The 11,460-nt window shown below is 68.0% G+C and carries 7 protein-coding genes; 5 read left to right on the forward strand and 2 right to left on the reverse strand.

The genetic code is table 11. The features are described from left to right. The 3 genes from ACIOKD_RS41850 to ACIOKD_RS41860 all read left to right on the forward strand — a co-directional run. The coding region (locus ACIOKD_RS41850; RefSeq protein WP_402093715.1) for a sigma-70 family RNA polymerase sigma factor at positions 1–336 on the forward strand (336 nt) is incomplete at its 5' end. Positions 337–391: 55 nt separating this feature from the next. Beyond that, positions 392–1,552, forward strand: coding sequence for an N-acetylmuramoyl-L-alanine amidase (locus ACIOKD_RS41855; RefSeq protein ID WP_402093716.1), 1,161 nt, complete (start codon positions 392–394; stop codon positions 1,550–1,552). Positions 1,553–1,575: 23 nt separating this feature from the next. Then, a complete protein-coding gene (locus tag ACIOKD_RS41860) occupies positions 1,576–2,766 on the forward strand; it encodes a DUF418 domain-containing protein (protein ID WP_402093718.1) in 1,191 nt (396 codons plus the stop codon). Positions 2,767–2,770: 4 nt separating this feature from the next. Here ACIOKD_RS41860 and ACIOKD_RS41865 read toward each other — a convergent pair whose 3' ends face one another. After that, complete coding sequence (locus ACIOKD_RS41865; RefSeq protein WP_402093720.1) at positions 2,771–5,674, reverse strand: BTAD domain-containing putative transcriptional regulator; 2,904 nt, start codon at positions 5,672–5,674, stop codon at positions 2,771–2,773. 476 nt (positions 5,675–6,150) lie between these two features. On the opposite strand from ACIOKD_RS41865, the gene ACIOKD_RS41870 reads away from it, so the two are divergent. Then, positions 6,151–6,837, forward strand: a complete 687-nt coding sequence (locus tag ACIOKD_RS41870; protein ID WP_402093721.1) for a hypothetical protein — start codon at positions 6,151–6,153, stop codon at positions 6,835–6,837. A 377-nt stretch (positions 6,838–7,214) separates the two neighbouring features. On the opposite strand, the gene ACIOKD_RS41875 is transcribed toward ACIOKD_RS41870, so the two are convergent. Beyond that, on the reverse strand, positions 7,215–7,922 hold the full coding sequence (locus tag ACIOKD_RS41875) for a hypothetical protein (protein ID WP_402093722.1): 708 nt from the start codon (positions 7,920–7,922) through the stop codon (positions 7,215–7,217). A gap of 195 nt (positions 7,923–8,117) precedes the next feature. On the opposite strand from ACIOKD_RS41875, the gene ACIOKD_RS41880 reads away from it, so the two are divergent. After that, entirely contained in the window at positions 8,118–11,204 is a 3,087-nt protein-coding gene (locus tag ACIOKD_RS41880) for an AfsR/SARP family transcriptional regulator (protein ID WP_402093723.1), read from the forward strand. The last annotated feature ends 256 nt before the right edge of the window (positions 11,205–11,460 follow it).

Here is an 11,460-nt window from a genome sequence, read left to right on the forward strand (position 1 = left end):
GTCCGCCCCTGGCTCGTCACCGTCATCCGCAACCTCGTCATCGACAGCCACCGCGCCCGCCAGGCCCGCCCCACCGAAACCAGCGACACCGTCCTGGCCGACATGCCCGGACCCGAACACACCGACCACGTCCTCACCAAGAAGATCGTCCTCGAAGCCCTCGAAGACCTCACCCCCGCCCACCGCGAAATCCTCGTCCACGTCCAATACCTCGACCACTCCGTCAGCCAGACCGCCCAAGCCCTCGGCATACCCCCCGGCACCGTCAAATCCCGCACCCACCTCGCCCTGCGCTCCCTCAGACAAGCCCTCACCAACCGCGGATACACACCGTGAGCCGACGACTGACCGGCTCATGCCGCCCCCTGGAACACCGCCGAGCGAGGACCGCGTGACGAAGAATCAGACGTCCGGAATCGGCGTCCGCCGTCCGGTCCGCTCCCGGCGCGGGGCCCTCATCGTGCTGGCCTCCGCGGTCGCACTGCCCGCCCTGGCGGCGTGTACGCGCTCCGACAGCCGCGGCGGGTCCCGTGCGAAGCCCTCGGCCGCCGCGGACGGGAGGGGGATTCCTGACACCCGGTCCGTCGGCGGGGTGCCGACGTCCCGGGAGACGCAGCGGTCCCCCTTCCCGATGACCTCGGTCGGGCTCAGCTGGACGGGGCCGGAGGAGGGCATACGCATCCGCTTCCTGGACGCGTCCGGGACCCCTTCCTCCTCCTGGACTCCCGTCGCGGCGGCGTGCCCCTGTGGACGTGATGCGGCGCCGGGTGAGAAGCGGACCGCGGTGTCCCGCGCCCTGGTGCCGGCCGACGACGCCCGGGCGTACCAGGTGGAGTACCCCGAGGACATCGATATCCTCAGCGGTGTCGTGATGGACACCGTCCACGGCCCCGAACGTCCCCGGCCGGCCCCGTCCGCCTCCCGCCGGAAGCCGTCGCGGGAGAGCCGCCCGGACCTGGACGACCTCGGTATTATCGGCCGCGCCGAGTGGGGCGCCGACGAGACGAAGGTGACGGCCCGGCCCGCGTTCTCCGACGCCCAGGCGCTGACCGTCCATCACACGGTCACCGCGAACGACGACCCGGACCCGGCCTCGACGATACGAGCGATCTTCGAGCTGCACGCCGTACAGAACGACTGGGGCGACATCGGGTACCACTTCCTCGTCGACTCCTCCGGCCGCGTCTACGAGGGGCGGGCCTCCGGAGACGGCGGGCTGCCCGCGCACAACGCGGCGGCCCAGGTGGTGACCGGATTCCACACGGCGGGCTTCAACACCGGCAACATCGGAGTCGCCCTGCTGGGAGACATGAGCGGGCAGGCGCCCTCCGCGGCGGCCCGGCGGTCCCTGGCACAGCTCCTGGCGGCACTGTCGCGCCTCCACGACCTCGACCCGCTGTCAGAGGTCACCTATGTCGACCCCACCGACGGCGCCCGCAAAAGGACATCTCCCCTCAACGGCCACGGCACCTGGACATCGACGGAGTGTCCGGGCACGGAAACCGACATCAAGGAGCTGCGGAAGGCCGTGGCGGAAGAACTGGCGCTCTAGCGGTGCGGAAAGGTTCAGCGCCGATGACCGACACACTCTCCCGCACCGCGCCTTCCCCTCGCGACGCACCGGAGCGCGTCCAGGAGATCGACGCCGTGCGCGGCTTCGCCCTGCTCGGCATCCTGGTGATCAACGCGCAACTCGTCTCCGGCGCCTACTACTTCGGGCACACGGATGTCTCCGGCGTCTCCACCGACTGGGCCGTCACCGGGCTGGTCGATGTCGTCGCCGAGATGAAGTTCTATCTCCTCTTCTCCTTCGTCTTCGGCTACAGCGTGGCCCTGCAGTCGCGTCTGCCCGTGCCGGGAGGTTCTTCCTTCCCCGCCCGGTACGCCCGTCGGCTGCTGGCCTTGTTCGTCCTCGGTGCCTGTCACGCGCTGTTCCTGTTCTCCGGGGACATCCTCACCGCGTACGCCGTGCTGGGCTTCGCGCTCTACTTCGTCCGCGGCCTTCCGCCCCGCACGCTGGTACGCATCGGTGCCGTGACGCTGGTCCTGTTCTGTGCCTTCCTGACAGCGGTCGGTGTGTTCGCCATCGTGTCGTTGCCCTATACGGCGGCGGACGCGAACGCGGTCACGGCCGCCTTCGCGGACACCTCGTCCCTGTACCGGGGCAGCGCGGCCGACGCGCTGCACGCCCGAGCCGCCACGCTCGGCGCGGCCGCCGGAGGGAACCTCGTCTTCGCTCCGCACATCTTCGCCGCGATGGTGTTCGGGCTGGCCGCCGGAAAGACGCGGCTGCTGCAGCGAGGCACCAACGGGCCGGACAGGCTGCGCCGGGCCGGGCTGTACGGCCTGCTGATCGGCGTCCCGGGAAGTGTCTTCATGGCAGCCTGCGGCAACGGTCCCCTGGGACGTGAGTGGCTCTACCTCGGCAAGGCCGTGGGATCGGTGACCGCGCCCGCGCTCACCACGTCCTATGTCTGCTTTCTTCTCCTGCTGTGGCGCACCGGACGATTCGAGAAGATCCGCGTGGCGCTCTCCGCGGCGGGCCGGATGTCCCTGACCAACTACCTGGCGCAGTCGCTGGTGCTGACGGTGGTCTTCACCGGGTACGGCCTGGGGTTGTACGGGCGCGTGCATGTCGCTGTCCTGCTGCTGGGCTGTGCTGCGCTGTACGCCGCTCAGGTGTGGGTGAGCGCCCGGATCATGAGCCGCTACGGGCACGGTCCTGTGGAACGGCTGGTGCACCGTGTCGCGGCGGGGCGGCGCTGACGTCTCACGCGTGATCGCCGTCCGCTGCCCCGGACCGGGCGGTGACCCGGTTCCGGAGATCACGCAGTCGCGCCCGGACCCGGTCCGCTGCCTGCGGATCGAGCTCTTCGAAGACCTTCAGCGCAAAGGCCCATGCGTCGTGAGCGGCACCCCACGCGCCCGTGGCGAGGCAGGTCTCGGCCAGATGCTCCATCGTCTCGGCCTCGTTGAACGTGTCCCCCAGTTGCCGGTCGAGATGGAGGGCGCGCTGGTAGCAGCCGAGAGCCTGCCGGTGGTCGCCGAGCTGGTGATGGATGTAGCCGAGGCTGTCCCAGGTGGCGGCCTGAGCGACCCGGTCACCCACCTCGCGGAGCAGTTCGAGTGCCCGCCGGCAGTAGCCGAGCGCCTTTCGGTGTTCGCCGAGCTGCCCATAGGTCCATCCGAGGTTGTTCAGGGCGCTCGCCTGACCGGTGGGGTCGCCCGCCAGCTCGAACTGCTCCACGGCCCGGTGGACGTGCGGCAGAGCCGCGGCGTAGTCACCCTGGCGGGCGAGGATCAGGGCGAAGTTTCCATGGCAACGCGCCTGACCGATGAGATCGTCCAGTTCCTCGAAGATCACGAGGGCCTGCCGCAAGTGGTGCCGGGCCTCCGTGACGTGTTCGCTCTGGGCGTGGGCACGGGCCAGATTGCGGTGGACGTGTGCCTGTCCCAGGCGGTCCCGGCCGCGCAGCACCGCTGCCAACGCGTTGTTCTGCAGGGTGATCTGGTCCTCCCAGCGTCCTGTTCGTTGCAGGTACTCCATCAACGACCAGGCCAGTTGCCATGCCTGCGCCTCACGGCCCGGGGTGGTCCCGGCTCGTTCGGTGACGTGGAGGAGGGCCTCGTTCTCCTTGTCGAACCAGGCAACCGCCCGTTCGGGGTCGGTGATGTTCTCGGGATCGACGCCGGCGGGGACCGGTTCGAGGTCGAGCGGTGGCAGGTTCACGGCAAGGGTCCGGGCCGCCGTGTAGGCGGTGTGCAGGTAGTACGCGAGCAGCCGGTCGAAGGCTCCGGTCTCCTCGCCGTTCCGCTCGCGCAGGAGTTCCGCGGCGTACTCCCTCAGCAGGTCGTGCATGACGAAGTGACCGGGGGTCGGCTCATCGACGAGATGGACGGTGGTGAGTTCGGCCAGCAGACTCCGTGCCCGGGACACCGGGAGGGCTGCCAGGGCCGCGATCGTCGCGAGGGAGCAGTCCGGAATCGGGGCGACGGCCATCATCCGGAACAGCCGGGCGGTCTGCGGGGCCAGCCCGACATAGGACCAGGAGAAGACCGATCGTACGTCGAGGCTGCTGTCGGCATCGCTCAGGACGTCCATGACATTGGGCGCGCCGCACAGTTCGTCGGCCACGGCGGCGAGCGACGTCTCCGGCCGGGTACGCGCACGGGCTGCGATCAGCGCGAGGGCCAGGGGCAGTTGCGCGCTGCGGTCGATGATCTTTCTGGTCGCCAGGGGGTCCTCGTTGACCCTGTCGGCACCCAGGCGGCGGACGAGGACGTCGCGGGCCTCGGCCTTCGACAGCGCGCCCAGCCTCAGGTGATGTGCTCCGTCCTTGACGACCAGGTCGGACAGCTGGTTCCGGCTCGTGACGATCGTCAGGCACCCCGGGACGGCCGGCAGCAGCGGGCGGATCTGATGCGCGTTGCGCGCGTTGTCCAGCACCAGGAGGACACGGCGTCCGGCGATCAGACTCCGGTACAGGGCCGCCTGGGCGTCCATGTCCGGCGGCAGCCGGTCCGCGGCGACTCCCAACGATTCCAGAACGATGCGCAGGGCGCTCTGTATGGAAACGGGGGCCTCCTGCGCGTCGTATCCGTGGAGGTTGAGGTAGATCTGCCCGTCGGGGTAGTGGGCTGCCAGAAGATGGGCGACGTGAACGATGAACGTGGTCTTGCCCACACCCGCCGAACCCACCACTACGCACAGCGTGGTACCGGCGTCCCGTCGACGGCCGGCCTCGGCGAGAGATTCCACCTCAGTCACTTCTTCGTGGCGTCCGGCGAAGACCGGCAGATCGTACGGAAGCTGTGCCGGTGCGGCGGTGGGGACGTGTCCGGCCGTAGGGACACCGGCCCCGGACGGCAGGCCGGCCGATGACGGTCCGGGCTCCCGTTCGGGACTCAACAGGGCCGGGTCACCGCGCAGAATTCTCTGGTGCAGGTGCTGCAGGCCGGGCCCCGGGCCGACGCCGAGTTCCGCCGTAAGCAGCTGATGGGTCTCCTGATACACCTCCAGAGCCGCTGCCTGCCGCCCGGAGCGGTACAGGGCGAGCATCAGAATCTCCCGGAAGCGCTCGTCGAGAACATGGTCGGCGACAACGCTGTTCAGTTCAGCCGTGATCTCGTGGTGCGCCCCCATCCTCAGTTCCGTCTGGAACTTCGCCTCCAAGGCATCGAGGCGCAGCTGGTCGAGCCGGGTCCGCTGGATCTGCGCCCAATTGCCGGGCAGGTCGGCGAGTCCGTTTCCCTGCCACAGCGCGAGCGCGTCCCGCAGCAGAGTGTGGGAGGCCGCGAGGTTTCCCTCGCGACGCATGCGCTGCGCCTTGGCGAGGCGGTCCTGGAACACCGACATGTCGAGGACGTCGGACGCGAGGTGCACCCGGTATCCGCTGCCCACCGACTCGATGACCGGCTCCGGCGGAGTGCCCGCCTGTTCCATGCTCCGCCGCAGGCGGTGGATGTAGATGCGCAGGGCATTCGTGGCCGATGCGGGCGGGCGGTCTCCCCACACGGCGTCGATCAGGTCCTTCGCGGACACCGGCAGGCCCTGCCGCAGCAGCAACGCCGCCAGGACCACACGTTGTTGAGGGCTGCCCAGCCCTATCTCCGCCGAACCCCGCCAGGCCCTGACCGGGCCCAGCACGGTGAACCTCACGGCGCTATTGCTCACTTCACTCCTCATGCGACAGCAAACCGGATGTGCCTGTTACGTGCCACGTGGGAATTTCTTCGCCCTCACAGATCTCGGATCGACACCGGTACCGCACGAAACCGCCATAGGACCGACAGGCAGGCACAGGGCCCCGGCCTGAGCGACCTGTGCGTCGTCCTCGGGCTCGACGGACGGAGTGGCGAATCGCCGCTCTCGACGTGCCGACGGCCGAGGACCCTCTTTCTGCTTCCGGCGTCCGGCTTCGGAAGTGAAAGATTTCTCCTTCGTCCGCGATTCGGCATGCCCAGGTCCGTGGCACTGCCTCTTCTTACGTGGCCCGACGCCCACCGGTTCTTCCGCCCGGCAGCTTTTCGGCGTCGCCATGTGGGCCGGCGAACTCGTCGCCCGCACCTGTGAACCACCTTCTGGACGGCCCCGTATTGCAGGACCGAAGCCTCCTGGAACAACCGGGAGCGGTCGTTGAAGGAGATTTCATGTTTCGCAAGCACCTTGGACTGGTTACTGCCGGCACTGCGGCGCTCATGCTGCTCACAGCGTGTGGTGGCGGCGATTCCGATGCTTCGGGATCGTCGGACGGCGTTCAGAAGGCAGCGGGAGGGCAGGGCGGTTTCGCCACATCCGTCACCCTGATCCATGACAAGAACTTCGCCGAGAACGGTTCCTCAGGACTGAAGGGAGTCGGCTGCAAGAACGTCAAGTTCGATAATGCCGCGTCCTCTCTGCAGGCCCAGGGATCGATCATCATCTGGACCGGAGCGAACTGCACCGGAACCTCGAAGAAGGTTCAGGGAAATATCCTCGACCTCGGCACCATCGGGTTCGACAACAAGATTTCTTCTGTGTTCTTCGGACCGAAGGCCGAGCAGCCTGCCGCCGGCGGCAGCAGCAGTCCGACCGGTGGCGTCAAGACCGGATCAGCCGTTCTTCTCGACGACCCGAACGACCAGTCCGAGAACAATGTGGCACGGGGTGTGAGCGGCACGGGCTGCAAGAACGTGCCCGCCCCGGGCTCGGCGTCGGCGATCGTTCACATGAGCGGTCCGGCCCGGGTGTGGGCCAAGGCCGACTGCCAGGGCGAGGTCCGTGTGATCAACTCGAACACTCTCGACCTCGGCACCATCGGGTTCGACAACAAGATCGCCTCCATCCGCTTCATCTGATTCCTGCCTCTCCGGGGGTTTCCTGTCTGCGGTCGGCGGAGCGGAAGCAGACGTCGACCGCGAGCCCGCGGCATCATCGCAGAACTCTTCGAAACCACTTCGGAATCGAAAGAGAGCTGGACGACGGCGCATTACCTGAAGAGGGCTGCCCTCGCCTCTGCGGTGGCCCTGGAGAACAGCACGGCGGTAACGAGCGGGAGGGGGCGGCCTCGACCTCTCCGGATGCTTCTTCCACCATGATGCCTGCCGGGTGCGGCAGCGCCCTTTCCACTGCCACGGCTGGTGACAGACTCGGCCGAGTCCACCCGTGCCCGTTCCTTCGCAGGAGCAGGCACGGGTTTTTCATGTACCCGTCCCGGAGGGGGCACGGCGGGCTCCTACCTGTCCGAGGAATGCGGCCAGGTTTCGTTCAGGCAACGACGGTACTCGGGAAGCCATTCCGAATGGTATATGTGCGCCATTCCGGCCGGGAAGGCCGAGAGGATTTCCTGCGACTCCTCCCCGGCGACTCCGTCGAGCAACCACGGCAGCACGTGGCCCAGATTGCCCTGCGCCGCCTGGACAGCCAGGACGTAGGACTCGACCCGCCTCCAGTCGCCAGGAGTGAAACACCTGAGAGCCGGCGGAATCACCTCTCTGTTCTCCCAGAACGAAACATCTGCTACTTCCTCCTGAAAACGGATGAAGGAAATCTGCGCCAGTTGTGGCGACTCTCCGAGTTTCAGCACCGAGATGAGGCGACGCCCCGCATCCGTCCGGGAGACACCCAGCGTTTCGTACCGCAGGTGCATCGAGTTGACTACCGAGTCGAATTGAGGCCCCTTGCTGTGCAGACAGCTCCAGAAGACATCACTCATCGCGCGTTGGTGAAGCGTCATCACCTCGGAGAGTCTGTGCCACCACTTCGTGAGCGCGTCCGCACGCCTGCTGGACAACTCTTCCGTGGAGGCCAGCAGCAGGCGGAACCGTGCCAGGTCCCGAAGGTACTGCCTGCTCGCCAGCGGCATGAACACCACTCCGGCCTGCGCAAGCGTCTTCTCCCCCACGACGGCTGCCAGCCGACCGGGTGCTTCCTCATTGATCATCCAGACTCCTGTGGGTATGCGAGACGACGCATCGGCGGTCCTGCGCGCCCTCCCCGGCCACTGATTACAACCGGCGCTTCTGTCGTCCCTCTGTCCTGCCGCTGACCGGCCCCGGCCGGGACCCCGGGCACCCGGTCCGCGTCTGCCGTCCGGAGTCGGCACAGGCACACCCCACCCCTGAGGTTTACTGCACGTATGCACTTCCAACTACTCGGTCCCGTGCGGGCGTTTACGGACGACGGCACCGAGATCCCGTTGCCCGGGGCACGGTCACGGGCCGTGCTGGGGCGGCTCCTGCTGGCCGAGGAGCAGTCGGTGGCCCGGGACGTTCTGATCGCGGAGCTGTGGCAGGAGGGCGATGCCAAGAACCCGCTCAACGCTCTGCAGGTACAGGTCACCAAGCTGCGGGCGAGCCTGTCGGCCGACGGCGCCGGGGCAAGGATCGTCACGGAGGGCTCGGGGTACCGGCTGCGGCTGTCCCCCCTCGACAGCAACGACGTCAGTCTCTTCGTGAATCTGCTCGCGGCCGGCAGGGAAGCCCTGGCGACCGGACGTTACGGCACGGCCGAGACGGCCCTGAGGGACGCGCTGGCCCTGTGGCACGGCGACGCCCTGGCCGACATCCCCATGCAGGCGTTCGAATCGGACCGGCTGCGACTCGAAGAGCTCCGGGCCACAGCCCTGGACGATGCGGTCACCGCGGGCCTGGCGACAGGGCGGGCGAAGGAACTCATACCCGAACTCCGGTCACTGGTCACCAGACACCCGTTGCGCGAACGCTCACGCGGACAGTTGATGCGTGCCCTGGAAACGGACGAACGGCACGCCGAGGCCCTGGAGGTCTACGGTCAGGGCAGGGATCTGCTGCTGTCCGAACTCGGCCTCGATCCGTCCCCCGAACTCACCGACCTGCAGTCCGCCATACGTCTCTCCGCGGCGGGCCGGTCGGATCCTCTGCCGGGCAACGGTCCGGAGGACACCGGCTCCTGGCCGCATCGCCCCGACGGCAACCTGCCTCGCCCCCTGGGCCCGTTCGTCGGGCGCCAGAGCGTCCAGGCCGGACTGATCCGCGCGATGTCCCAGCACCGCGTCGTCTCGATCGTCGGACCCGGCGGGGTCGGTAAGACACGCCTGGCCCTGGAGGCCTGCCTGGAGATCCAGCAGTCGTACGACGGGGCGTGGTGGACAGAGCTGGCCTCCGTGCACGAGAGCGGCCTGCCGCAGGCGCTGGCCTCCATGATCGGCCTCACCGGCATCGAGGGTGCCGACGCCCACCCGGACTCAGTTCACGAGGAACGCCTGGCCACCTTCATCGGCGACAGGGCTGTCCTTCTCGCCCTGGACAATTGCGAGCACGTGCTCAACAGCGTCGCCCCTCTGGTCAACCGGCTGCTGAACAGATGTCCGCACCTGACCATCCTCACCACCAGCCGTGAGCCGCTGTCCGTACCGGGGGAATCGCTCTGTCCCCTGGATCCCCTGGAACCGGAGGACGCCGCTCAGCTGTTCAGACTGCGCGCCACCGCGGTCGATCCGTCCTTCAGCGCGGACAACGACACCTTGAGGGACGTTCGCGAAGTCTGCCGCAGACTGGACGGCCTGCCGCTGGCCATCGAACTGGCCGCCGCCCACACCCGGCTCCTCCCCGTCGGCGAGATCTCCCGCCGGCTCGACGACCGCTTCCGCCTGCTCACCCGCGGCGGGCGGACAGCCCCGCAACGGCACCGAACGCTGCTCGCGGTCCTCGATTGGAGTTACGCCCTTCTCAATGACGGGGAGAAGCAGACACTGACCGAGCTGGCCGTGTTCACCGGCGGTGTGTCCGTCCAGGCGGCCGAACAGTTCTCGTCGTCCGGCAACGGCGGAAAGCCGGATGCGCCGAACATCTACGTGCTGGGCCAGCTCGTCGACAAGTCGCTCCTCATCCCGGCCCACGGCCCCAACGGGGCGAGGCTGCGCATGCTGGAGACCATCCGCGAGTACGCGCTCGACAGACTCACGACGGAGGGCCGCATCTCCCAGGCGTACGAGCGCCTGACCGCATGGGCCATGGAGATCGTCAAACAGGCCTCGATCGGCCTGAGTTCCGCCCGGCAGGCGTACTGGACCTCGGTGATATCGGAGGAGCTGCCGAACCTGCGCGCAGCCACGGAACACCTGATCCGGAGCGGTCGCGCGGCGGAGGCGCTCATCCTGCAGGGCGGCATCTCGTACTACTGGTTCGTGAGCGGAAAGGAAGAAGAAGGCCTCGACCTCATGCTGCAGACGTTGAAGGCCTACGACGCTCTTTCCCCCGGCGACCGCCATGCGTCCCCCGAATCGGAGCAGGGCCTGTCGTTCGTCCTGTCCTGGATCCCCTGGCTGTCGCACACGACAGGACAGTCGGACAATGCCGCAGTGTACGGCCGGCGTCACCACGAGCACTGGGTCCGGTCACACAACCCCCTCCTTGATCTGGTGGGACCCGTGGGCGATGCCCTGCACGCCATGCTGGCGGGCGACGCGCGTGCCCAGGTCCTGTTCGAGAAGGCGGCGAAGGGTCTCGCGGGAACCGGCATGCACTGGGCCGAGTCGGTGCTGCGCGGCTCCTGGTCGTCCCACTGCCTGCGACTGGACGACACCGCTGGGGCCAGGCAGCAGGCGAGCATGGCGGTGGACGCCGCACGGGTCGGCGAGGACGCCTTCGCCCTGGCGTTCTCCCTGATTCTGCGGGGTGACGCGGATGAGTACGAACACGAGGACGCCGACGCACGGGAAAGCTGGACGGAGGCGAGCCGCACACTGCGCGAGATCGGTGCCCGCATGCGATACGCGTACGCCCTGCTGCGGCTGGCGTACCTGGATCAGAAGAACGGGGACGTGGCCTCGGCCCACACCCGACTGGACGAAGTGGAACAGGTCGCCTCGGAGTTGAGCTCCCCCAACCTGTCAGCGGCCGCCATGAACCTCAGAGGCGTGGTCGCGCTCCGCGACGGACGCTTCGAGGACGCCGAGGATCTCTTCTCGCGCGTGTGGAACGGGCCGAGGACACAGCCGGGACGCAAGGCCGTCGCGAGCTTCGTGCTGGAGTTGATGGGATCGGCGGGAGAGGGCACCGCCGCGAGGGTGCGACGACGGACGGCCGGCGACGACGGGCTCGAAGCGCCGTTGTCCGATCCGGTCGCACGCCGCGCGGTGAAAGCCGTCGTGGACGGACGAAGAGAGGAATCGCCTGAGCGCCGGCTGCGGACCCTGGGCATGCGAGACGGCCAGGGACCCTCCACTCTGGCAGCGTTCTGCTGAGGGCGCGGCAAACCCGAACACGAGCCTGGAGGACCAGACGTGGTGACCATGCTGCGGCATGGCCACCACCCTCACGTACGGCCCGAGCCATGTGACGCCGAAGAGACAGGGCCTGAGGCAGGAGAGCCAATTGCTGTTTGCCGGCGGGTGCTTGTCGGTTCGTGGGTTGTTGTTCAGGTGGGGTTGGGGATGGTGATCAGGGTTGTGCCGTTGGTGTTCTGGATGAGGTAGGTGGTGATGTCGTGGGTGGGTGTGG

Source organism: Streptomyces sp. NPDC087844 (assembly GCF_044742785.1).
GTDB lineage: Bacteria > Actinomycetota > Actinomycetes > Streptomycetales > Streptomycetaceae > Streptomyces.

Coding starts and splice junctions, on each gene's coding strand:
- ACIOKD_RS41860 (WP_402093718.1), top strand. CDS start 1,576: ATGACCGACACACTCTCCCGCACCGCGCCTTCCCCTCGCGACGCACCG.
- ACIOKD_RS41870 (WP_402093721.1), top strand. CDS start 6,151: ATGTTTCGCAAGCACCTTGGACTGGTTACTGCCGGCACTGCGGCGCTC.
- ACIOKD_RS41875 (WP_402093722.1), bottom strand. CDS start 7,922: ATGATCAATGAGGAAGCACCCGGTCGGCTGGCAGCCGTCGTGGGGGAG.
- ACIOKD_RS41880 (WP_402093723.1), top strand. CDS start 8,118: ATGCACTTCCAACTACTCGGTCCCGTGCGGGCGTTTACGGACGACGGC.